19 protein-coding genes are annotated in these 22,299 nt (G+C 72.8%); 9 read left to right on the top strand and 10 right to left on the bottom strand.

Annotated features, from left to right (window positions below; translation table 11 throughout):
- Window positions 1–27 precede the first annotated feature (27 nt).
- Window positions 28–5,037: an ATP-dependent helicase gene (locus IE177_RS26660; RefSeq protein ID WP_190017973.1), complete on the bottom strand. Its 5,010-nt coding sequence runs from the start codon at window positions 5,035–5,037 to the stop codon at window positions 28–30.
- Window positions 5,038–5,166: 129 nt separating this feature from the next.
- On the opposite strand from IE177_RS26660, the gene IE177_RS26655 reads away from it, so the two are divergent.
- From IE177_RS26655 to IE177_RS26645, 3 genes are read left to right on the top strand one after another with little or no spacing between them, the layout of a single operon-like run.
- The gene (locus IE177_RS26655) at window positions 5,167–6,054 is read left to right on the top strand and encodes an AraC family transcriptional regulator (protein ID WP_373305185.1); all 888 of its coding nucleotides are present in this window, start codon (window positions 5,167–5,169) and stop codon (window positions 6,052–6,054) included.
- A gap of 23 nt (window positions 6,055–6,077) precedes the next feature.
- Complete coding sequence (locus tag IE177_RS26650; RefSeq protein WP_229816275.1) at window positions 6,078–6,860, top strand: AzlC family ABC transporter permease; 783 nt, start codon at window positions 6,078–6,080, stop codon at window positions 6,858–6,860.
- Window positions 6,857–7,168, top strand: coding sequence for an AzlD domain-containing protein (locus IE177_RS26645; protein WP_190017972.1), 312 nt, complete (start codon window positions 6,857–6,859; stop codon window positions 7,166–7,168). The genes IE177_RS26650 and IE177_RS26645 overlap by 4 nt, the downstream gene beginning before the upstream one ends.
- 13 nt (window positions 7,169–7,181) lie before the next feature.
- On the opposite strand, the gene IE177_RS26640 is transcribed toward IE177_RS26645, so the two are convergent.
- A complete protein-coding gene (locus IE177_RS26640) occupies window positions 7,182–8,126 on the bottom strand; it encodes a hypothetical protein (RefSeq protein ID WP_190017971.1) in 945 nt (314 codons plus the stop codon).
- 80 nt (window positions 8,127–8,206) lie between these two features.
- Between IE177_RS26640 and IE177_RS26635 the strand changes: the two genes are divergently transcribed.
- From IE177_RS26635 to IE177_RS26615, 5 genes are all read left to right on the top strand, one after another.
- Complete coding sequence (locus IE177_RS26635) at window positions 8,207–8,401, top strand: DUF3046 domain-containing protein (protein WP_190017970.1); 195 nt, start codon at window positions 8,207–8,209, stop codon at window positions 8,399–8,401.
- A gap of 91 nt (window positions 8,402–8,492) precedes the next feature.
- Complete coding sequence (locus tag IE177_RS26630) at window positions 8,493–9,737, top strand: AI-2E family transporter (RefSeq protein WP_190017969.1); 1,245 nt, start codon at window positions 8,493–8,495, stop codon at window positions 9,735–9,737.
- Between the two features lie 280 nt (window positions 9,738–10,017).
- Window positions 10,018–11,148 (top strand): recombinase RecA, encoded by a 1,131-nt coding sequence (gene recA, locus IE177_RS26625; protein ID WP_190017968.1) that lies wholly within the window; start codon window positions 10,018–10,020, stop codon window positions 11,146–11,148.
- 3 nt (window positions 11,149–11,151) lie between these two features.
- The gene (gene recX / locus IE177_RS26620) at window positions 11,152–11,997 is read left to right on the top strand and encodes a recombination regulator RecX (protein ID WP_190017967.1); all 846 of its coding nucleotides are present in this window, start codon (window positions 11,152–11,154) and stop codon (window positions 11,995–11,997) included.
- A 227-nt stretch (window positions 11,998–12,224) separates the two neighbouring features.
- Complete coding sequence (locus IE177_RS26615; RefSeq protein ID WP_190017966.1) at window positions 12,225–14,753, top strand: ABC transporter permease; 2,529 nt, start codon at window positions 12,225–12,227, stop codon at window positions 14,751–14,753.
- 108 nt (window positions 14,754–14,861) lie between these two features.
- On the opposite strand, the gene IE177_RS26610 is transcribed toward IE177_RS26615, so the two are convergent.
- The 8 genes from IE177_RS26610 to IE177_RS26580 all read right to left on the bottom strand — a co-directional run bounded on the left by IE177_RS26610 (window position 14,862) and on the right by IE177_RS26580 (window position 21,314).
- Entirely contained in the window at window positions 14,862–15,317 is a 456-nt protein-coding gene (locus tag IE177_RS26610; RefSeq protein WP_373305184.1) for a rhodanese-like domain-containing protein, read from the bottom strand.
- Between the two features lie 44 nt (window positions 15,318–15,361).
- Window positions 15,362–15,895 (bottom strand): cupin domain-containing protein, encoded by a 534-nt coding sequence (locus IE177_RS26605; protein ID WP_190017965.1) that lies wholly within the window; start codon window positions 15,893–15,895, stop codon window positions 15,362–15,364.
- A gap of 73 nt (window positions 15,896–15,968) precedes the next feature.
- The gene (locus IE177_RS35855; RefSeq protein ID WP_309544753.1) at window positions 15,969–16,040 is read right to left on the bottom strand and encodes a putative leader peptide; all 72 of its coding nucleotides are present in this window, start codon (window positions 16,038–16,040) and stop codon (window positions 15,969–15,971) included.
- Window positions 16,041–16,131: 91 nt separating this feature from the next.
- Window positions 16,132–17,754 (bottom strand): FAD-dependent monooxygenase, encoded by a 1,623-nt coding sequence (locus IE177_RS26600; protein ID WP_190017964.1) that lies wholly within the window; start codon window positions 17,752–17,754, stop codon window positions 16,132–16,134.
- 176 nt (window positions 17,755–17,930) lie between these two features.
- A complete protein-coding gene (locus IE177_RS26595; protein ID WP_190017963.1) occupies window positions 17,931–18,884 on the bottom strand; it encodes an amino acid ABC transporter permease in 954 nt (317 codons plus the stop codon).
- Entirely contained in the window at window positions 18,881–19,546 is a 666-nt protein-coding gene (locus IE177_RS26590) for an amino acid ABC transporter permease (protein ID WP_190017962.1), read from the bottom strand. Before IE177_RS26590 ends, IE177_RS26595 begins: the two co-directional genes overlap by 4 nt.
- Before the next feature lie 75 nt (window positions 19,547–19,621).
- Window positions 19,622–20,458 (bottom strand): glutamate ABC transporter substrate-binding protein, encoded by an 837-nt coding sequence (locus IE177_RS26585; protein WP_190017961.1) that lies wholly within the window; start codon window positions 20,456–20,458, stop codon window positions 19,622–19,624.
- A gap of 79 nt (window positions 20,459–20,537) precedes the next feature.
- Complete coding sequence (locus tag IE177_RS26580) at window positions 20,538–21,314, bottom strand: amino acid ABC transporter ATP-binding protein (RefSeq protein ID WP_190017960.1); 777 nt, start codon at window positions 21,312–21,314, stop codon at window positions 20,538–20,540.
- A gap of 292 nt (window positions 21,315–21,606) precedes the next feature.
- On the opposite strand from IE177_RS26580, the gene IE177_RS26575 reads away from it, so the two are divergent.
- Window positions 21,607–22,293, top strand: coding sequence for a response regulator transcription factor (locus tag IE177_RS26575; protein WP_190017959.1), 687 nt, complete (start codon window positions 21,607–21,609; stop codon window positions 22,291–22,293).
- The last annotated feature ends 6 nt before the right edge of the window (window positions 22,294–22,299 follow it).

Raw genomic sequence — 22,299 nt, 5'->3', positions numbered from 1 at the left:
CGGGGTGGAGCGGGAGCACGGCGCCGGTCACGCTCTCAGGCGCAGCCCGCGCGGTGTGGCCACGAACCCGGCCGCCTCCAGGAGGGTGCCGACGGGGGAGGTCAGGGCCTGGACGCCGTTGATCCGCTCGACCGTCACCGTGCCGAGGGAGCCCGCGCGGGCGGCCGCGGCCAGGGTCTCGGCCGCCGTGTGCAGACGGGCATCGTCCGTGGCGGCGGTGTCCGCGGTGGCGGGCCAGGCCAGCAGCGTCTTGCCGCCCCGCTCCATGTAGAGCGTCAGCTCGCCCTCCACCAGGACGACCAGCGAGCCCGCCTTGCGGCCGGGTTTGTGTCCGGCGCCGGTCGGCGGCTCCGGCCAGGGCAGGGCCGCGCCGTAGGCGTTGGCGGGGTCGGCCGCGGCGAGGGCAACGGCACGGGGGTCGGGCGCGGTGGCGTCGGCCCGGCCGTATCCACGGGCCGCGGCGGGACCGTATGCGGCCCGGCCGCCTCCTCGTGGGCCGCCGTGGCCGGGGGAGGCGAAGGGGTCGGCCGGGTCACGGCGGGAGGAGTGGTCACCGGGGCCGGTGGCCAGGTCCGCCGGCGGCCAGGTGAAGTCACCGTCGAGGCCGGGATGGGCGAGCCCGCCGTCCGCTGCGCCGAAGACGCCGGGGGACGCGTGGCCGTGCGGGCCGGCACCGAGGCCGGCGAAACCGTCCGCGGGGCCGGGAGCGAACATGTCGTCCGGGAGACCCGTGCCGTCCTGCGCCCGAGCCCGGGCTGGGAAGCCGTCGCCTTCTCCGGCGGGCAACGCCTCACCCCGTTCACGCGCGTTGGACACCGCGCGCAGGCGGTCCACGGCGCCGTCCATGGCGAACTGCGCCGCTCCCAGCCCCTCGACCACGTAGCCGCGCCGTGCCTGGCCGCTCTCCTCGAAGGCGGACAGTACGCGGTACACCGCCGAGAAGCCGCCCTCGACGCCCTCCGCCGCGACCGCGCCGCGAGTGACGACACCGTGCCGGTCGAGCAGGAGGCGGGCCAGCGCGTGCGCCCGCACGGTGGCGTCCGGTTCGGTGGCGGGGAGCAGCGACCAGCGGCCCGCGACGGTCGGCGGGCCGGTGCGGGACGCGGTGCGGGCGGCCGCCGTCAGCGAGCCGTAGCGCCCGCGCGGGACGTTGCGCTTGGCACGGTGGGCGGTCGAGCCCGCCGTACGGCCCGACCCCAGCAGGGAGCGCATCGGGGCGAGGGTGTCGTTGGTGAGCCGGCCCGACCAGGCCAGGTCCCAGAGGGCGTCGGCGAGTTGGGGGTCGGTGGCGTCCGGGTGGGTGGTGGCCCGGACCTGGTCGGCGATCTGACGGAAGAACAGGCCGTAGCCGCCCGAGAGGGCGTCGAGGACGGACTGGTGGAGCGCGGTCGGCTCCAGCGGGTGCGGTGGGGGGAGCAGCAGCGGGGCCGCGTCGGCCAGGTACAGGGAGACCCAGCCGTCCTTTCCGGGCAGGGAGCCGGCGCCCGCCCACACCACCTCGCCCGCCGCGGTCAGTTCGTCGAGCATCGACGGCGTGTAGTTCGCCACGCGGGAGGGCAGGACCAGTCTCTCCAGCGCGGACGCGGGCACGGACGCGCCCTGCAACTGCTCGATCGCGCGCACCAGTCCGTCGACGCCCCGCAGCCCGTGGCCCTTGCCGATGTGCTGCCACTGCGGCAGGAACTGGGCGAGCGCGGCCGGCGGCACGGGCTCCAGCTCGTGCCTCAGTGCCGCGAGGGAGCGGCGGCGCAGACGGCGCAGCACGGCCGCGTCGCACCACTCCTGGCCGATGCCCGCCGGGTGGAACTCGCCCTGCACGACCCGCCCGTTCGCCGCGAGCCGCTGCAGGGCGCCCTCGGTGACCGCGGTGCCCAGCCCGAAGCGGGCCGCCGCGGTGACCGACGTGAACGGGCCGTGGGTACGGGCGTACCGGGCGAGCAGGTCTCCCAGCGGATCCTTGACCGGCTCGGTGAAGGCCTCCGGGACACCGACGGGCAGGGCCGTGCCGAGCGCGTCGCGCAGCCGGCCCGCGTCCTCGATCGCCGCCCAGTGGTCGGCGCCCGCGACGCGGACCTTGATGGCCCGGCGGGCGCCGGCCAGCTCCCGCGCCCACTCGGGGTCGGCGCCCCGTTCGGCCAGCTCGGCGTCGGTCAGCGGGCCGAGCAGGCGCAGCACGTCGGCCACGCCCTCCACGTCCTTGACCCGGCGGTCCTCGGTGAGCCACTGCAGCTCGCGCTCCAGCTCGGTCAGCACCTCGGCGTCGAGCAGTTCGCGCAGCTCCGCCTGGCCCAGCAACTCGGCCAGCAGCCGCGAGTCCAGGGACAGCGCGGCCGCGCGGCGCTCGGCCAGCGGGGAGTCGCCCTCGTACAGGAACTGGGCGACGTACCCGAAGAGCAGGGACCGGGCGAACGGCGACGGCTCCGGGGTGGTGACCTCGACCAGGCGTACCTTGCGGGACTCGATGTCGCCCATCAGCTCCGCGAGACCGGGGACGTCGAAGACGTCCTGGAGGCACTCGCGGACCGCTTCCAGCACGATCGGGAACGAGCCGAACTCGCTCGCCACCTGGAGCAGCTGGGCGGCGCGCTGACGCTGCTGCCACAGCGGGGTGCGCTTGCCGGGATTGCGGCGCGGCAGCAGCAGGGCGCGGGCCGCGCACTCGCGGAACCGGGAGGCGAACAGGGCCGAGCCGCCCACCTGGTCGGTGACGACCTGGTCGACCTCTCCCTTGTCGAAGACGACGTCCGCCGCGCCGACGGGCGCCTGGTCGCCGTCGTACTCCGCGCCGGCCCTCACCGGCTCCTGGTCGAGCAGGTCCAGGCCCATCAGGTCGGCGTCGGGCAGGCGCAGCACGATGCCGTCGTCGGCGTGCATGACCTGCGCGTCCATGCCGTACCGCTCGGACAGGCGGGCGCCCAGGGAGAGGGCCCAGGGGGCGTGGACCTGGGCGCCGAACGGGGAGTGCACCACCACCCGCCAGTCGCCCAGCTCGTCGCGGAAACGCTCCACGACGATCGTGCGGTCGTCCGGGATGTGGCCGCATGCCTCGCGCTGCTCGGCCAGGTACGACAGCACGTTGTCCGCCGCCCACGCGTCCAGACCCGCGGCGAGCAGGCGCGCTCTCGCCTCGTCCTGGGACAGCGAGCCGACCTCGCGCAGGAACGCGCCCACCGCGCGGCCCAGTTCGAGCGGGCGGCCCAGCTGGTCGCCCTTCCAGAACGGCAGCCGCCCCGGCACGCCCGGCGCGGGGGAGACCAGGACCCGGTCGCGGGTGATGTCCTCGATGCGCCAGGAACTCGTGCCCAGCGTGAAGACGTCCCCGACCCGGGACTCGTAGACCATCTCCTCGTCCAGCTCGCCGACCCGGCCACCGCCCTTCTTGGGGTCCGAACCGGCGAGGAAGACCCCGAACAGGCCGCGGTCGGGGATCGTGCCGCCGGAGGTGACGGCGAGCCGCTGGGCGCCGGGGCGGCCGGTGACGGTGCCCGCCACCCGGTCCCACACCACGCGCGGGCGCAACTCGGCGAACGCGTCGGACGGGTAGCGGCCCGCGAGCATGTCGAGGACCGCCGTGAACGCCGACTCGGGCAGCGAGGCGAACGGAGCGGCGCGGCGGACCGTGGCGAGCAGGTCGTCGTACTGCCAGGTGTCCAGCGCCGTCATGGCGACGAGCTGCTGCGCGAGCACGTCCAGCGGGTTCGCGGGCACCTTCAGGGACTCGATCGAGCCCGTGCGCATCCGCTCGGTGACCACGGCCGCCTGCACGAGGTCGCCCCGGTACTTGGGGAAGACGACACCGGTGGAGACGGCGCCGACCTGGTGCCCCGCGCGGCCGACGCGCTGCAGCCCGGAGGCGACCGAGGGCGGGGACTCCACCTGGACGACCAGGTCCACGGCGCCCATGTCGATGCCCAGTTCCAGGCTGGACGTGGCGACCACGGCAGGCAGCCGGCCCGCCTTCAGGTCCTCCTCGACCAGGGCACGCTGTTCCTTGGAGACCGATCCGTGGTGGGCGCGGGCGATCACCGAGGGCGCGCCCATGGCCGCGCCCGAACCGCCCATCAGCTCGGCCGGGGAGTGGTGCTCGTCCAGTTTCTCGCCGGTCGCGCGCTCGTACGCGATCTCGTTGAGCCGGTTGCACAGCCGCTCGGCCAGCCGCCGCGAGTTGGCGAACACGATCGTGGAGCGGTGGGACTGGACCAGGTCGGCGATCCGCTCCTCCACGTGGGGCCAGATCGAGGGCCGCTCCCCGCCGTCGGCGGCGTCGGCCGCGGGGGAGCCGCCCAGCTCGCCCATGTCCTCGACCGGGACGACGACGGAGAGGTCGAACTCCTTGCCGGACTCCGGCTGGACGATCTCCACCTTGCGGCGCGGGGACAGGTACCGGGCGATCTCCTCCACCGGGCGCACGGTCGCCGAGAGCCCGATCCGGCGCGCCGGTTTCGGCAGCAGCTCGTCCAGCCGCTCCAGGGAGAGCGCGAGGTGGGCGCCCCGCTTGGTGCCCGCGACCGCGTGCACCTCGTCCAGGATCACCGTCTCCACACCCGTCAGCGCGTCGCGGGCGGCGGAGGTGAGCATCAGGAACAGCGACTCGGGGGTGGTGATGAGGATGTCCGGCGGCCGCGTGGACAGGGCGCGCCGCTCGGCGGCCGGGGTGTCGCCGGAGCGGATCCCGACCCGGACCTCGGGCTCGGGCAGGCCCAGGCGCACCGACTCCTGGCGCAGGCCGGTCAGCGGGCTGCGCAGATTGCGCTCGACGTCGACCGCGAGGGCCTTCAGCGGGGACACGTACAGCACCCGGCAGCGCTTCCTCGGGTCGGCCGGGGGCGGGGTCGAGGCCAGCTGGTCCAGGGCGGCCAGGAACGCGGCCAGTGTCTTGCCGGAGCCGGTCGGGGCGACCACCAGGACGTCCGAGCCCTCCCCGATGGCCCGCCACGCGCCCGCCTGGGCCGCGGTGGGCGCGGAGAACGCCCCCGTGAACCAGCCGCGGGTCGCGGGCGAGAAGCCGTCGAGGGCTCGGTGCGCGGAGCTGACCATGCGTCCATCCTGCACCCGGCCACTGACAATCGCGGTGACCTGGGCAAACGCCCGGCGCCGCGGTGACGCCCGCGCCCGGCCGGGGTGCAGGGGCGGAGAAGCGGGGGCGCGGGGGCGGAGAATGGGGGTATGGCGGGTACGGAGAACGGAGGGACGGCGGGTCCGGCCGGACGGCACGGGGACCGGCCGGTGGAGCGGGCGCGGCACTGGCGGTACGAGGAGCTGCCCGGCGTCGACCTGCTGCGCGCCCGGTACGTCCGCAAGACGTTCGTCCGCCACACCCACGAGCACTTCGTGATCGCCGCCATAGCCGACGGGGTGGAGGTCTTCCACCACCGGGGCTCCGACGTCTCCGCCGGCGCGGGCGCCCTCGCCCTGGTCAACCCGGACACTCCCCACACCGGCCGGGCCGGCGTCCCCGAGGGCTGGCGGTACGGCGCGCTCTACCCCTCGCCCGAGGTGGTCGGCGAGATCGCCGCCGAGACCAGCACCGTCCGCGGCACGCCGGGATTCGCCAGCCCCGTTCTCGACGACCCTTACACCGTCCGCCTGGTCCACCAGGTGCTTCGCGCCGCGGAGGAGGGCAACGCGCTGGCCGCCGACACGCTGCTGCGCACCGCCGTGACCCGGCTGCTGCGGCTGAACGGGGGGCGGCTGCCGCAGCGGCGCACGCCGACGGCCGGTGCCCGCAACGCGGTACGCGCGCGTGCGGTCCTGGAGGAGCGGATGGCCGAGCCGCCGACCCTGGAGCGGCTGGCCGCCGAACTCGGGACCAGCCCGTTCGCCCTGCTCCGGGCTTTCCGTGACACCTACGGCATGCCGCCCCACACCTGGCTGACCGACGCGCGCGTACGCCGCGCACGGCTTCTCCTGGACGCCGGGACGGCCCCGGCCGAGGCGGCCGTCACCGTCGGCTTCACCGACCAGCCCCACCTCAACCGGCATTTCGCCCGGATCGTCGGCGTGCCTCCGGGCGCCTACCAGCGTGAGCGCAAGAACGTACAAGACCCGCGCTGACCGCGGCCCGTACCGTCCGCGGTGTGGCACAGCAGACAGCACTCGCGGAAATGACCGCGGACGGCACGGGCAAACCGGACGCCGCCGTCGTACGGGACGCACTCGGAGTCGGCGTCGCCGTCGGCCTTTCGGGCTTCGCCTTCGGGGTGACCTCGGCCGGCAGCGGGCTCGGCCTGCTCCAGACGTGCGCGCTCAGCCTCCTGGTGTTCACCGGCGCCTCCCAGTTCGCCCTGGTCGGAGCGCTCGCCGCCGGGGGCAACCCGTTCACGGCCGCCGCCGGGGCCTTCTTCCTGGGCGTGCGCAACGCCTTCTACGGGCTGCGGCTCTCGCAGGTGCTCGCCCTTCCGCGCGCGGTCCGGCCCTTCGCCGCCCAGTGGGTGATCGACGAGACCACCGCGGTCACCCTCGCCCAGCCGACCCGGCGCGCCGCCCGGATCGGTTTCACCGTCACCGGGCTCAGCCTGTACCTGCTGTGGAACCTCACCACACTGCTCGGTGCGCTCGGTGCCAAGGCGATCGGCGACACGCGCGCGTGGGGACTGGACGCCGCGGGGCCCGCGGTGTTCCTGGCGCTGCTCGCGCCGATGCTCAGGACCGCCACCGAGCGCGCGGTCGCGGGCCTCGCCGTCCTGCTGGGCCTCGCCCTGCTGCCCGTCCTGCCGGCCGGCGTGCCCGTCCTGGTGGCGGCGCTGGCGGCACCGGTCGCGCTGTTCGCCGAGGGGCGCCGCGGCGGCCGTGGCACACCGGAGGCAGCGGACGTGCCCGCGGCACCGCCCGTGCCGGGCGGGTCCGAGGAGGACCGGTGAACACCTGGATCGCGATCGGCGTGACCGTCCTGGGCTGCTACGCCGTCAAGCTCGCCGGGCTGCTGGTACCCGCGGGCGCCATGGAGCGGCCGTTCGTGCGACGGCTCGCCGCCCTGCTGCCGGTCGCCCTCCTCGCCGCGCTCACGGCCCAGCAGACGTTCGCCGACGGGCACGCGCTCGTGCTGGACGCACGGGCCGCGGGCCTCGGCGCGGCCGCCGTGGCGCTGGTGCTTCGCGCGCCCTTCCTGCTGGTCGTCGCGTCGGCGGTGGTGGTCACGGCGGGAGTCCGGGCCGTCGGCGCGGGCTGAGGACGGACCCCGCTCAGCCCACGAAGCGGCCGTACGCCCTCAGCGTGCGCAGCGCCTCGATCGTCACCACGGCGCGCGTCTCCAGCGCGGGGACCGGCGCCCACCGGTGGTCGCGGGAGGGCCAGCCGCCGTCCTCCCGCTGTCCGGCGGCCAGGCGGTCGAGGGAGCGGCTCATCTCGTCGTCGGTGAACCACGCGCGCGCGAGGGATCCCGGACTCCTGGCGAAGTCGTGCGGGAGGTGGTGCCCGCCGGGGGCGTGACCGGGCGCGGCCGCGATCGCGCCCAGGTCGTCCGGATCCAGCGCCGCCAGCCGCTGCTCCCGCACCAGGCGGCCCAGCCGGCCGGCGGCCGCCTGCGCGCGCGGGCGGTCGGGAGCGGAGTCCAGGAAGGCCACGGCGGCCCGCACTTCACAGGGGTGCGGCTCGCGCAGGGACTCCACGGCCCGCCAGCAGAAGTCGGTGGCCCGGAAGAGCCAGGCGTGCCACACCCCGTTGCGGTGCAGCAGCCCGACGACCGGTCCCGTGGCCAGCAGCTCGCCCGGAGGGTCGTCGACGACCGGGATGAAGGGCGCCGTGGGATATCCGCGCTGGCCGGGGAGGACCGCGGGCAGCGCGCCGTCCGCGGTGGAGACGCGGGTCAGGTAGTGGCACACGCGCTCCACCCGCTGTCCGCCGCAGCGCCCGACGGCGTCCAGTACGCGCAGGGCGTGGGCGGCGTGCAGGGGCTGGCTGACGGGTCCGCGCAGGCCGGGTTCCAGCGCGTGCCCGTAGCCGCCGTCGTCGTTGCGGTAGGCGTCCAGTGCAGCCTCCACCGCTTCGTGGGTCCCGTGCAGGAAGTGGAACGCGAAGAGGCGCTGCTCCAGCACGCGCGCGGTGAGCCACACGAACCGCTCGGCGCGTGAGAGGGGAGAGCCCGCCGCGGGCGCGAGGGGGTGTGGGGAAGCTCCTGGTTCGGTCATGGGCCAGACCGTAGGGCGCAAAGCGGTCCCGGCGAGGGGTCCCGGGCGGGGCCCACCCTCAGGGGCGGGATACTGGTGTCATGCGGTTGACGGTCTTCTGGCAGAGGATGGCGGAACACTTCGGTCCGGGGTACGCCGAAACCTTCGCGCGCGACCACGTGATGTCGGAGCTGGGCGGTCGCACGGTGCACGAGGCGCTGGACGCCGGCTGGGAGGCCAGGGACGTGTGGCGCGTGGTCTGCACGGTCATGAACGTGCCGGGGGAGCGGCGCTGACGTGGCTGCGCCGACGCGGCGATGAAACTGATCTGTCACGAACATCGCAGGTGGGCGCCGGTCGGCGCCGGCGTCGGCGAGACTGGTGCACGTGGCACCCACTGACGAGGACAACCAGCCGCCCAGCCGGCACTCCGCACTGACCGACGCGACGCCCCCCGACCGGCCCCCGGCCGACGGCGCCGTCGCTCCTGTCGCCCGTATGCCGCGCTGGCTGCCGCGTGCCATGGTGCTCGCGCTCGCGTTGATCGCCGCGTTCCAGCTGGGCAGCTGGGCCTTCCACCAGCTGACCGGCCTGTTGATCAATATTCTGATCGCGTTCTTCCTGGCCCTGGCGATCGAGCCCGCGGTCAGCCGGATGGCCGCCCGCGGCATGCGCAGGGGCCTCGCCACCTTCCTGGTCTTCCTCGGGCTGACGATCGCCGTCGCCGGATTCGTCACCCTGCTCGGCTCCATGCTCGCCGGCCAGATCATCAAGATGATCGAGGGGTTCCCGGACTACCTGGACTCGCTGATCAACTGGACCAACGAGACCTTCCACACGGAACTCAGACGCGTGGACATCCAGGAGGGCCTGCTCCACTCCGACTGGCTGCGCAAGTACGCGCAGAACAGCGCCGCCGGCGTCCTCGACGTCTCCACGCAGGTGCTCGGCGGGCTCTTCCAGCTGCTGACGATCGGGCTGTTCTCGTTCTACTTCGCCGCCGACGGCCCCCGGCTGCGGCGCGCCCTGTGCTCGGTCCTGCCCCCCGCACGTCAGACCGAGGTGCTGCGGGCCTGGGAGATCGCCGTCGACAAGACGGGCGGTTACCTCTACTCGCGCGGTCTCATGGCGCTCATCTCCGGGGTCGCGCACTACATCCTGCTGCAGGCCCTGGACGTGCCCTACGCGCCCGTGCTCGGTGTCTGGGTGGGCCTGGTCTCCCAGTTCATCCCGACCATCGGGACGTACCTCGCGGGCGCGCTGCCGATGCTGATCGCGTTCACCGTCGAGCCCTGGTACGCGGTGTGGGTGCTGGGGTTCGTCGTGGTCTACCAGCAGTTCGAGAACTACGTCCTCCAGCCCAAGCTGACCGCCAGGACGGTCGACATCCACCCGGCGGTCGCGTTCGGGTCGGTCATAGCGGGCACCGCGCTGCTGGGCGCCGTCGGCGCGCTGATCGCCATCCCCGCGGTCGCCACCCTGCAGGCCTTCCTGGGGGCGTACGTGAAGCGGTACGCCGTCACGGACGACCCCCGGGTGCACGGCCACCGCCGCAGGAGTCCGAGCGGCCCCGGCGTGTTCACCCGCATACGGCGGCTGTGGGCCGGGAGGCCGGAGCCCGAGGAGTCGTAGCGGCGTACCGGGAGTGGTAGCGGCGTACCGGGGAAACGGAGGCAGTGGCGGTCATGCCACTGCCTCCCGGCGTTTCACCCCTGGGCCTGCTTGACACGAAAATCGAACATCCATTCTTATGGGGGTTCAGGCGAGGCTTTCGAGAGGGGGTTTCGGCCCGGTTCGCCGGGAAGGTCCCTCGGTTATCCACAGGCTGGACCTGCGTCGGGGCGCATTGTCAGTGGCAGGCGTTAGCGTCTTTGACGTGAAGCGATCGACTCAAGCAAACCGGGTGGAACCCATGGCAGGAACCGACCGCGAGAAGGCGCTCGACGCCGCGCTCGCACAGATTGAACGGCAATTCGGCAAGGGCGCGGTCATGCGCATGGGCGAGCGGTCGAAGGAGCCCATCGAGGTCATCCCGACCGGGTCGACCGCGCTCGACGTCGCCCTCGGCGTCGGTGGCCTGCCGCGTGGCCGTGTCGTGGAGATCTACGGACCGGAGTCCTCCGGCAAGACGACCCTGACCCTGCACGCCGTGGCGAACGCCCAGAAGGCCGGCGGCCAGGTCGCCTTCGTGGACGCCGAGCACGCCCTCGACCCCGAGTACGCGCGCAAGCTCGGCGTCGACATCGACAACCTGATCCTCTCCCAGCCGGACAACGGCGAGCAGGCCCTGGAGATCGTGGACATGCTGGTCCGCTCCGGTGCCCTCGACCTCATCGTCATCGACTCCGTCGCCGCGCTCGTCCCGCGCGCGGAGATCGAGGGCGAGATGGGTGACAGCCACGTCGGTCTGCAGGCGCGTCTGATGAGCCAGGCGCTGCGCAAGATCACCAGCGCGCTCAACCAGTCCAAGACCACCGCGATCTTCATCAACCAGCTCCGCGAGAAGATCGGCGTGATGTTCGGCTCCCCGGAGACCACGACCGGTGGCCGGGCCCTGAAGTTCTACGCCTCGGTGCGCATCGACATCCGCCGCATCGAGACCCTGAAGGACGGCACCGAGGCGGTCGGCAACCGCACCCGCTGCAAGGTCGTCAAGAACAAGGTCGCCCCGCCCTTCAAGCAGGCCGAGTTCGACATCCTCTACGGCCAGGGCATCAGCCGCGAGGGCGGCCTGATCGACATGGGCGTGGAGCACGGCTTCGTCCGCAAGGCCGGCGCCTGGTACACGTACGAGGGCGACCAGCTCGGTCAGGGCAAGGAGAACGCGCGCAACTTCCTCAAGGACAACCCCGACCTCGCCAACGAGATCGAGAAGAAGATCAAGGAGAAGCTGGGCGTGGGCGTCCGCCCGGAGGAGCCCGCCGCCGAGCCCGGCGCGGACGCTGCGGTCACCGCCCCGTCGGCCGAGGACACCGCCAAGACGGCGTCCGCCCCGGCTGCCGGCAAGGCCACCAAGCCCAAGGCCGCCGCTGCCAAGAGCTGACCCGTGACACGACGAACCGACTGGGCCGAATACGAGTACGCCACCCCCGGTGCCCCACGGGGGAGGGGCACCGGGGGACGTCGCGGCTCCGCCCCGGACGGATACGACGGCCACCGGGACGACGGCCACCGCGAACACGGCGGCCAGGGGGCCGAGGACAGCGGCGGGTACCCGGGCGACGCGGGCGACGAACCGTACGGGGACGGCTCGCCCCGCCGTGGCTCCGGGGGCGCCGCTGGAGCGCGGGACGGCCGGGGGCGCGCCCGGCGGCGGCGCGGCTTCGGGGACGCGCCCGGTGAGGACGAAGACGCCCCTTCCTCGTCGAGGGCCGAGCGGGGGGAGTCTTCAGGGGACCCGGTCGAGCGGGCACGGGCGATCTGCCTGCGCCTGCTCACCGGGACCCCGCGCACCCGCAAGCAGCTCGCGGACGCCCTGCGCAAGAGGGAGATCCCCGAGGAGGCGGCCGAGGAGGTGCTGTCGCGGTTCGAGGAGGTCGGGCTGATCGACGACGGCGCGTTCGCGGACGCCTGGGTGGAGTCCCGGCACCATGGCCGGGGACTCGCCCGGCGCGCACTGGCCCGGGAACTGCGCACCAAGGGCGTCGACTCGGCGTTGATCGACGAGGCCGTCGGCCGGCTCGACTCCGAGCAGGAGGAGGCGACCGCCCGCGAACTGGTCGCCCGCAAGCTGCGTGCCACCCGCGGTCTCGACCGCGACAAGCGGCTGCGCCGCCTCGCCGGCATGCTCGCCCGCAAGGGCTACCCCGAGGGCATGGCCCTCCACGTCGTCCGCCAGGCCCTGGAGCAAGAGGGCGAGGACACGGAGTTCCTCGGGGAAGCGGACTTCTGACACGCACATCCGCGGAACAGGGGCGGGCACGTCCGGTGGCGCCGGACGTCGACCCTGACGGCGGAGGGTGGGGTTACCCCCCGCCTGAGACGCCGGGCCACCGCAGTGCTCCCGCACCCCCGCACGGGTGAGTCTGTACGTACGCCACGGACCACGGCACGCACGCCGAGGTCGGCCCCGTACGACGCGACCGACGCGTACAACAGAACAGAAGAGAGCCCGCCCCGATGATGCTGCGCTACGCCCTCCGCACCGTCCGCGCCCGCAAAGCCGGTTTTCTCGGCGCCTTCGTCGCGCTGATGTGCGCGGCGGCACTGATCACCGCCTGCGGCACCCTCCTCGACACCGGCCTGCGGGGCACCATCTCCACCGAGCGCTACGCCGCCGCTCCCGTCGTCGTCTCCGGCGACCAGTACGTCCACCGGACCACGGTCAAGCACAAGAAGGGCAAGACCAAGGTCAAACACAAGGCGAAGCCCATCGCCGAGCGTGCCTGGATCCCCGGAGAACTGCGCGGCAGACTCGCCCGCCTCCCCGGCGTGGCCCGCGTCGTCCCCGAACTCACCTTCATCGCCCAGCCCCTGACCCCGGCCGGCACCGGCGGCCGTACGGCCTACGGGCACGCCTGGGACTCGGCCGCGCTGACGCCCTACCGGCTCACCGGCGGCACCGCGCCCAAGGCCGCCGGCGACGTGGTCGTCGACAGCGACCTCGCCGCACGGGCCCGTCTGCGGCCCGGCGACCGCCTCACCGTCCAGTCCACCCAGGCCCCGCGCGACTACCGGATCACCGGTGTCGCCACCCCCGCCACCACCGTGCGCCACCAGACGTCCCTCTTCTTCACCGCCGCCGAGGCCCGCCGGCTGGCCGCGCACCCCGGACAGGTCAGCGCGTTCGGCGTGCTGCCGGCCAAGGGCGCCGACCCGGAGCGCGTCCGGCAGGCCGCGGTGCGGGCGCTGCACGGCACCACCGCCCAGGTCAGCACCGGCGACGCCCGCGGACCCGTCGAGTTCCTGGACGCGGCCGTCGCCCGCACCCGGCTGGTCAGCATGGGCGGCGCGATGGGCGGCACCTCGCTGCTGGTGGCCGTGCTCGTGGTCGTCGGCACCTTCGCGCTCACCGTCCAGCAGCGCCGGCGTGAACTCGCCGTGCTCCGCGCCATCGCCGCCACGTCCGGACAGATCCGCAGGCTCCTCGGCCGTGAGGCTCTGATCGTCGGCGCGGCAGCGGGCACCACCGGCGCGCTCCTCGGGCTCCCGCTCGGCGGCTGGCTGTACTCCCGGTTCGTCGCTCTGGGCGCCGTACCCGACACGCTCCAGCACACCGTCGGCGTCTTCCCGCCGTTCGCCGCGCTCGCCGCCACCCTGCTCGGCGCCTGGGCCGCGGCCCGCATCGCCTCCCGCAGGGTCGCGATGATCCGCCCGGCCGAGGCCCTCGCCGAGACCGCGGCCGAGGGCCGGCGCCCCGCCTGGGGCCGTATCGCCGCCGGGCTGCTGCTCCTCGCCGGCGGAACCGTCCTCGTCGTCGTCCTCACCTCCCTGCGCACCGAGCCCGCGTCGACACCGGTGACCTTCCTCGCCGTCGTGGTCCTGTCCACCTCCGTCGCCCTGCTCGGTCCGCTCCTGGTCAGGGCGGCCGCGCTGCTGCTCGCCGGCCCGCTCCGGCTCACCGGTCACGGTGGCCGCCTCGCCACCGCCAACCTGCGTGGCAACGCCGCCCGCATGGCCTCCGTAGTCACCCCCCTCACCCTGCTCATCGGCATGACCTGCACCGTCCTGTTCGTCCAGACCACGCTCGGCGCGGCCGCCCGCACCCAGGCCCGCGAGGGGGTCACGGCCGACTGGGTCGTCGCCGCCCAGGGACCGGGCGTCCCCGGCGAGGCCGCACAGCGGCTGCGCGCCCAGCACGACACCGTCACCGAAGTGGTCCGCACCACGATCCGCGTCGGCCTCGACAAGTACCCCGCGCAGGGCGTCACCCCGGCCGGCCTGACCCGCAACTGGAACCCCGACGTCACGGCCGGCTCCCTCGCCCGGCTGGCCCCCGGCACCGTCGCCGTCAGCGCGCTCGCCGCCGACCAGCACCACCTGAAGCCCGGAAGCACCCTGAAACTCACACTCGGCGACGGCACACCCGCCACGTTCACCGTCGCCGCCGTCTACGCCCGGGGTCTCGGCTTCGGCGATCTCACCTTCGCCCACGACCTCGTGGCCGGCCACGTCGACAACCCGCTCGCCTCCTCCGTCCTCGTGAGCACGACTCGTACACAGACACAACTCGCGACCACACTGCGTGAGTTCCCGGGACTGAAAGTCCTTTCGCCGAACGACGCCGACCACCTCCAGGCCGCACGTCAGCAGACGAACGCCGAGGTCAACTACCTGGCCATGGGACTCGTCCTGGCCTTCACCGCCATCGCCGTCGTCAACACGCTCGCCATGTCGGTCGCGGAACGTGTCCGGGAGTTCGCCCTGCTCCGCCTCGCCGGAGCGACCCGCCGCCAGGTGCTGCGCCTGCTGCGCACCGAGGTGCTGTCCGTTCTGCTCCTCGCCACCTCCCTCGGCAGCGGTATCGCCCTCGCCGTCCTCAGCGCCTTCAGCCTCGGCATGACGGGCCACGCCGCCCCCACGGTCACGCCCCTGCTCTACGCCGCCCTCGTCGGGGTCGCCGGCCTCCTCGCCCTCGTCGCCGCCGCCGTGCCCGGCCGAGCGGCCCTGCGGGTGCGGGCGGTGACGGTGGCCACGGCGAAGGAATAGCCACCCGGAACCGCGCCCAGGACCTCAGCCCGGAACCGCACCCAGGACGTCCGCCTCGCCCCGCGCCCAGGACGTCAGCCCGGTCCCGCGCTCAGCCCGGTCCCGCGCTCAGGACGCCACCGGTTCCACCGGCAGCCCCGCCGCCCGCCAGGCCTGGAAGCCGCCCACCAGATCCGTCGCCCGGCGCAGGCCCAGCTGGTGCAGGGAGGCGGCGGCGAGGCTGGAGGCGTAGCCCTCGTTGCAGACGACCACGACACGAAGGTCGTGCCCGGTGGCCTGGGGGACCCGGTGGCTGCCCTGCGGGTCGAGGCGCCACTCCAGTTCGTTGCGTTCGACGACGAGGGCTCCCGGGACCAGCCCGTCCCGGTTGCGCAGGGCTTCGTACCGGATGTCGACGAGCAGTGCCTCACCGGTCCGCGCCGCCTCGTGCGCCTCACGTGCCTCGATGCGCCGGTAGCCCGCACGCACCCGCTCCAGCAACTCGTCGATGCCGACGGGCAGTCCTCCCGCCGCGTCCCCCGTCGGCTGCTCGCCGCCGAAGGGCCCCTCGTGTGTCACGCTCACCGTCGTCTCCTCGCTGTCCGCCCGTGGGCTGCCCATGCTGCCGCTCACTGCCAGTCCTCCGGGCGTTCGACCTGCTCCAGGCGCAGGACCGGACCCGTCCGGCTGAAGCGGCGGATCCGGGGCAGCGGCGGGTAGTAGGCGTGGACGGAGACCGCGTGCCGGTCGGCGGAGCCGTTGAGCACCTCGTGCACATGGTGGCGGCCGAAGGAGCGGCCCTTCCCCGCGGGCAGCCGGCGTTCGCGGTCGACGTCCTCGGTGAGCTCCAGGGTCTTCCAGCCGTCGGCCGGGAGACGGACGGCGAGGGAGTACTCCGTCAGCTCGCCCGAGGCGGTGACGAAGGCGCCGACCGAATCGGCGTGGTCGTGCCAGCCCGTGCCGGAGCCGGGCGGCCAGCCGATCAGCCAGGCCTCGCTGCCGCCCGGTCCCTCCAGCCGCACCCAGGTACGGCCCTCCGGGTCGAGCGGGAGGGAGGCGATCAGCCCGGCGTCGGCCGCGGTGCGCCGTACGAAGTCGAGGAGGTCCGCCTGGGTGGGCGCCGATCCGACGGCAGGGGACACGGGGGCAGGGGAGACAGACACGTACACCGTCCTGAGGAAGGTTCGCGGAACGGGCGCACGACGGCGCCCGGAAAGGGAAGGAAGAGGATGCGAATCAGCAGGACGGGCGACACACGCAGCCCGCGTAGCGGACGAGGTCCATGTGGACCCTCCGCCACAGGCGCACAAAGGTGTCGGTCACGGTCCGGAGTACAGCACGCGACCGTACCCGGGTCAACTCACCGTCACCATGTGGACGGAGGCGTTGAGGGGCGCGGTCAGCGCGCCCAGGAACCGGCCTCCGCCTCTTCCCGCTCCTCCCGCCCCTCCCGCACCGCGCCGCCCACCGCGGCCTCGGCCGCCGCGTACAGGTCGGCCGGGCGGACGCCGCTCAGCGCCGTGACCAGATGGCCGTCGGGGCGCACCAGCAGCACGCTGTGCGCCGGCGCACCGGGGTAACTCTCGGCGACCAGCAGCTCGGCGGCGTACGGCAGCGCCGTCACGGCGGCCGCGAGCCGGGGCATCACCCCGGCGGACATCCAGTGCTTGCGGTCCCACACGCCCGTGCCCGGCGCGATCAGGACGACGAGCAGTGCGCCCCGGCCGAGCCGGTCGCGCAACCGCACGAAGGAACCGTCCTCCGCCGTGACCCGGACGTCCGTGACGGCCGCCCCGGGCGGGGTGCCGACCGGGATCTCCGCCTCCAGGTGCCGCGGCGCGAGCGGGGATCCGGCGTACGACCCCGGAGCGCCGAGCGCCCCGCGCCCCAGGTGACCGTCCGCGAGCAGCGCGTCGTGGCCCCGGGCCGTGCCCGGCATGATCTGACGCAGTCCGCCTCCGCCGCGCAGCACCGGCAGCACCTGGTCGGCGGCGCGCAGCCGGGCGGCGACCACCGCGCGCCGCTCGGCCTGGTAGCTGTCGAGCAGGGCCTCGCGCGGGCCGTGGTGCCAGGCGGCGGCCAGCTTCCAGGCGAGGTTGTCGGCGTCCCGCAGGCCCTCGTCGAGCCCCTGGGTGCCGAAGGCGCCGAGCAGATGGGCCGCGTCCCCGGCGAGGAAGACGCGACCGGCGCGCCACCGGCGGGCCAGCCGGTGGTGCACGGTGTGGACACCGGTGTCGAGCAGGTCGTACGCCGGTGTGGTGCCGTCGGTCCAGCCCGCGAGGGTCTCGCGGACCCGGGCCACCAGGTCCTCGGGCGTGACCAGGTCCCTGCCCGGCGGCAGCAGCCAGTCCAGACGCCACACGCCGTCCGGGAGGGGGCGGGCGGTCACCTCCGCGGCCGAGGGCCCGGACTGCCGCCACGGCGGCGTCCGGTGGAGCAGCGCCTGACCTTCCCAGGGAAGTTCCGTGCGCAGCGTGGCGACCGCGTGCCGCTCCACCGCCGTACGGCCCGGGAAGCGGATGTCCTGGAGCTTGCGAACCGTGGAACGGGTTCCGTCGCAGCCGACCAGATGGCTGCCGCGCCACCAGGTGCCGTGCGGCCCGCGTGTGCGCGCGCTGACGCCGGAACGCTCCTGCTCGATCGCGTCCAGGCGGCTGTCCACGGCCACCCGCACCAGCGGCCGGGCGGCGACGGCGGCGCGCAGGGCGTGCGTGAGGACGTGCTGGGCGATGTGCAGCGGGGCGTCGGGCCCGGCCTCCGTGAAAGCGACCTCGCTGGTCACCTGCTTGCGCCGCATGGACCGCCATCCGGTCCAGCGCAGCCCGTGCTGATCGAGCGTCACGCCGGTCAGCCGATCCAGCAGGGCGAGCGTGTCCTCGCTCAGCACCACCGTGCGCGCCGGGCGGGGCTCGTCCTTGCCGGGCCCCTCGTCCAGGACGACGACCGGCACCTCCTGACGGGCCAGCGCCAGGGCGAGCGTGAGCCCGACGGGCCCCGCTCCGACGATGATCACCGGGTCCATGACGCGGCGCCCCCTGCCCGTGACGATGCCTCGACGAGGACAAGTGAACAGGAAGGTGGGGCGGGGTGCACGATCACACGACGTATGCAACCCATTGGCAGAGTTTGCGTCAAGCGAATGGAGGCAGTGGCGATCACGCCACTGCCTCCAACCTCCTCAGGCCACCTGAATGACCGTCAGTCGTCCTTGCCGGCGCCGCCGACGAAGGGACCGCTGAGGTCCAGGCCCCCGGGGGCGCCTCCGGCCCCGGTCGCCGCCGTGCCCCCGATGTGCGCCACGTCCTGGGCGCCGAGCACCGCCCCGGTCGACTTCTTCCGCCGCCGCAGCCGGCCCTCGAGCCAGCCGGCGAACGAGGTGAGCGAGAAGTTGATGACCAGGAAGATCACGGCCACCACCGTGAAGGAGGCGATGGTGTTGGCGCCGTAGTAGCTGCTCATGGTGTTCACCGAGGAGAGCAGTTCGGGGAAGGTGAGGACGGCGCCGCCGAGCGCGGTGTCCTTCACGATGACCACCAGCTGGCTCACGATCGCCGGGAGCATGGTGGTGACCGCCTGCGGCAGCAGGACGAGCCGCATCACCTGGTTCTTGCGCAGGCCGATCGCCATGGCCGCCTCGGACTGGCCCTTCGGCAGGGCGAGGATGCCCGCGCGGACGATCTCCGCGAGCACCGACGCGTTGTAGAGCACCAGGCCGGTGACGACCGCGTACAGCGGACGGTCGTCGGAACTCACGTCGGTGTAGGAGCTGTACAGCTCGTTGCCGAAGATCATCAGGACCAGCACCGGGATCGCGCGGAAGAACTCGACCACGACCGAGGCCGGGACGCGGACCCAAACGTGGTCCGAGAGCCGGGCGATACCCAGGACGGCACCCAGCGGCAGCGCGATGACCATCGCCAGGGCCGCCGCCTTCAGGGTGTTCTGCAGGCCAGGCCATATGTACGTCGAGTACGCCTCTGTGCTGCCGCCGAGGTACGGCTTCCACAACACCCAGTCGAGCTGGTTCTTGTCGTCGAGAGTCGCGTACAGCCACCAGCCGGCGGCCGCGATGGCGACGAGGAAGAGCGCCGTGTAGAGGATGTTGCGCCGCTTGGCGCGGGGCCCCTGGGCGTCGTACAGGACCGAGCTCATCGCTTCACCGCCACCTTCTTGCCCACCCAGCCGAGGATCAGGCCGGTCGGCAGGGTCAGGAGACAGAAGCCGAACGCGATGATCGCGGAGATCAGCAGCAGCTGCGCCTCCTTCTCGACCATGTTCTTCATCAGCAGCGCCGCCTCGGCGACGCCGATCGCGGCTGCCACCGTCGTGTTCTTCGTCAGTGCGATCAGGACGTTGGTCAGCGGGAGAACGGCGGCCCGGAAGGCCTGCGGCAGTACGACCAGCAACAGGACCTGGGTGAAGCTCAGGCCGATGGCGCGCGCGGCCTCCGCCTGGCCGACGGGCACGGTGTTGATGCCGGCCCGGATCGCCTCGCACACGAAGGCCGCCGTGTAGACGACCAGCCCGAGCACCGCCAGGCGGAAGGTGGCCGTGTCCACATCACTGGCACCCAGGCTGATGCTCAGCGTGTCCTTCAGGCCGAGCGAGGCGAACAGGATGATCACCGTGAGCGGAATGTTCCGCACGATGTTCACGTAGGCGGTGCCGAAACCGCGCATCAACGGCACCGGGCCCACCCGCATGGCGGCCAGCAGGGTGCCCCAGACCAGGGAGCCCACGGCGGACAGCAGCGTCAGCTGCACCGTCGTCCAGAAGGCGCCCAGTACGTCGTAGTCGTCAAGAAAGTCGAACACGATCTCCCGCGCTTTCGCGTGTAGGGATGCCCGGATGCGCCGCCCTCACGGACGGCGCATCCACCGGGCGTTGCCTCAGCTCTTGATGTCGCCGATCTTCGGCGCCGGCTCGTTCTTGTAGTTGGCCGGGCCGAAGTTCTTCTTCACGGCCGCATCCCAGGAGCCGTCGGAGACCATCGACTCCAGGGCCTTGTTGATCTTGGCCTTGAGGTCGCTGCCCTTCTTGACACCGATGCCGTAGTTCTCGTTGGTCATCTTCAGACCGCCGAGCTTGAACTTGCCCTTGAACTGGGCCTGGGAGGCGTAACCGGCGAGGATCGAGTCGTCCGTGGTGAGGGCGTCGATGGCCTTGTTCTGCAGGCCGGTCAGACACGCGGAGTACGTCGGGTACTTCTGCAGCTGCGCCTTGGGCGCCAGCGTGTCCTTGATGTTCTGCGCCGAGGTCGAGCCGGTGACGGAGCAGAGCCTCGCCTTGTTGAGGTCGGCCGCCGACTTGATGCTCTTGTCGTCCGCGCGGACCAGCACGTCCTGGTGGGCGAGCAGGTACGGGCCGGCGAAGTCGACCAGCTTCTGGCGCTCCGGCGTGATCGAGTAGGAGGCGGCGATGAAGTCGACGTCGCCGCGCTTGAGCATGGTCTCGCGGTCGGCGCTCTTCGACTCCTTCCACTCGATCTGGTCCGAGCTGTAGCCGAGCTTCTTGGCGACATAGGTGGCCACGTCGACGTCGAAGCCCGAGTAGCCCTGCGGGGTCTTCTGGCCGATGCCCGGCTGGTCGAACTTGATGCCGATGGTGATCGTGTTGCCGCCACCGGAGGAGCCCTTGTCGTCCTTCTTGTCGCCGCCGCACGCGGTGGCGGCCACGGACAGGGAGAGCAGGACGGCCGAGGCGGCGGTGACCTTGCGGAGCTTCATGGTGAATTTCCTTCTGAAGTGGTGACGAACGAGTCCGTGAAAGGGCGACCCGGGGTGTGCGGATGCCCTTCCCGCACGGTCAGTGGTGCAGGATCTTGGACAGGAAGTCCTTGGCCCGGTCGCTGCGCGGGTTGCTGAAGAACTGATCGGGCGCGGCCTGTTCGACGATCCGGCCGTCCGCCATGAAGACCACCCGGTTCGCGGCCGATCGCGCGAAGCCCATCTCGTGGGTGACGACGATCATCGTCATGCCCTCACGGGCGAGCTGCTGCATGACCTCCAGGACCTCGTTGATCATCTCGGGGTCCAGGGCGGAGGTCGGCTCGTCGAAGAGCATGACCTTCGGGTCCATCGCCAGTGCCCGTGCGATCGCGACGCGCTGCTGCTGGCCGCCGGACAGCTGGGCCGGGTACTTGTCGGCCTGGGTGCCCACGCCGACCCGGTCGAGCAGCGCCCGCGCCTTCTGCTCGGCCTGCTTCTTGTCCGCCTTGCGGACCTTGAGCTGACCCAGCATCACGTTCTCGAGCACGGTCTTGTGCGCGAAGAGGTTGAAGGACTGGAAGACCATCCCGACGTCGGCACGCAGCCTGGCCAGTTCCTTGCCCTCGTGGGGCAGCGCCTTCCCGTCGATGGTGATGGCGCCCGAATCGATCGTCTCCAGGCGGTTGATGGTGCGGCACAGCGTCGACTTCCCGGACCCGGAGGGCCCGATGACCACGACGACCTCGCCGCGGTCGATCGTCAGGTCGATGTCCTGGAGCACGTGCAACGCGCCGAAGTGCTTGTTGACGCTCTTCAGGACGACCAGTTCGTCGGACGTGGCCACGTCTTCCTTGGCCACCGATACATTGGTCATCGCTCTCGGGCTCCGTCCTCCTCGGTTTCGGAGGACAGTAGTGAGCGCCTGTGACCTGCGTCATCACATCTGAGGGAGACTTGAGCATCACGATCCGATAGCAATCGGACACGTGTCGTAGCACTTGCCGTCCGCGCGCGTATCGGGCGGATAACGGAAGCGCCGGGCAACCGGAACACCCTTGACGCCGTCCTTGTCCATCGGCGTCACTGCCATGGTGCACACGCGCGTGCACGCGGACCACACGCACGAGAACCGAGACCGTACGACCGCTGAACCGGAGGGGGCCGGGATGAGACTGCTGCTCGTCGAGGACGACAACCACGTCGCCGCGGCCCTGTCCGCCGTCCTCGCACGGCACGGCTTCGACGTCACCCACGCGCGCAGTGGCGAGGAGGCCCTGCAGGCGCTCGTCCCCGAGAGCGCGGGGTTCGGTGTGGTCCTGCTCGACCTCGGTCTGCCCGACCAGGACGGCTACGAGGTCTGCGGCAAGATCCGCAAGCGCACCAGCACCCCGGTGATCATGGTCACCGCGCGTGCCGACGTCCGCTCCCGCATCCACGGACTCAATCTGGGCGCCGACGACTACGTGGTGAAGCCGTACGACACCGGCGAGCTGCTGGCCCGTATCCACGCCGTGAGCAGGCGAACCGTCCACGAGGAGCCCTCCGCGGGCGGGGAGGACGCGCTGCACCTCGGTTCCGTGCGCATCGAACTGCCCACCCGCCAGGTCAGCGTGGACGGTGCGACGATCCAGCTGACCCGCAAGGAGTTCGACCTGCTCGCCCTGCTCGCCCAGCGGCCAGGCGTGGTCTTCCGGCGCGAGCAGATCATCAGCGAGGTCTGGCGCACCAGCTGGGAGGGCACCGGACGCACCCTGGAGGTGCACGTCGCCTCCCTGCGCGCCAAACTGCGCATGCCCGCGCTGATCGAGACCGTACGCGGCGTCGGCTACCGGCTCGTCGCCCCGGCCGCCTAGCGGGGA

The organism is Streptomyces lucensis JCM 4490, from assembly GCF_014650035.1.
In the GTDB taxonomy this organism is placed as follows: Bacteria; Actinomycetota; Actinomycetes; order Streptomycetales; family Streptomycetaceae; genus Streptomyces; species Streptomyces lucensis.
The sequence above is the reverse complement of the archived record's forward strand: the minus strand, read 5'-3'. Positions and strand labels throughout refer to the sequence as shown.

Bases quoted from the DNA above. Each gene is read 5' to 3' on its own strand.
- IE177_RS26660 (WP_190017973.1), bottom strand. From the start codon at position 5,037: ATGGTCAGCTCCGCGCACCGAGCCCTCGACGGCTTCTCGCCCGCGACC.
- IE177_RS26655 (WP_373305185.1), top strand. From the start codon at position 5,167: ATGGCGGGTACGGAGAACGGAGGGACGGCGGGTCCGGCCGGACGGCAC.
- IE177_RS26640 (WP_190017971.1), bottom strand. From the start codon at position 8,126: ATGACCGAACCAGGAGCTTCCCCACACCCCCTCGCGCCCGCGGCGGGC.
- IE177_RS26635 (WP_190017970.1), top strand. From the start codon at position 8,207: ATGCGGTTGACGGTCTTCTGGCAGAGGATGGCGGAACACTTCGGTCCG.
- recA (WP_190017968.1), top strand. From the start codon at position 10,018: ATGGCAGGAACCGACCGCGAGAAGGCGCTCGACGCCGCGCTCGCACAG.
- IE177_RS26615 (WP_190017966.1), top strand. From the start codon at position 12,225: ATGATGCTGCGCTACGCCCTCCGCACCGTCCGCGCCCGCAAAGCCGGT.
- IE177_RS26600 (WP_190017964.1), bottom strand. From the start codon at position 17,754: ATGGACCCGGTGATCATCGTCGGAGCGGGGCCCGTCGGGCTCACGCTC.
- IE177_RS26595 (WP_190017963.1), bottom strand. From the start codon at position 18,884: ATGAGCTCGGTCCTGTACGACGCCCAGGGGCCCCGCGCCAAGCGGCGC.
- IE177_RS26585 (WP_190017961.1), bottom strand. From the start codon at position 20,458: ATGAAGCTCCGCAAGGTCACCGCCGCCTCGGCCGTCCTGCTCTCCCTG.
- IE177_RS26580 (WP_190017960.1), bottom strand. From the start codon at position 21,314: ATGACCAATGTATCGGTGGCCAAGGAAGACGTGGCCACGTCCGACGAA.
- IE177_RS26575 (WP_190017959.1), top strand. From the start codon at position 21,607: ATGAGACTGCTGCTCGTCGAGGACGACAACCACGTCGCCGCGGCCCTG.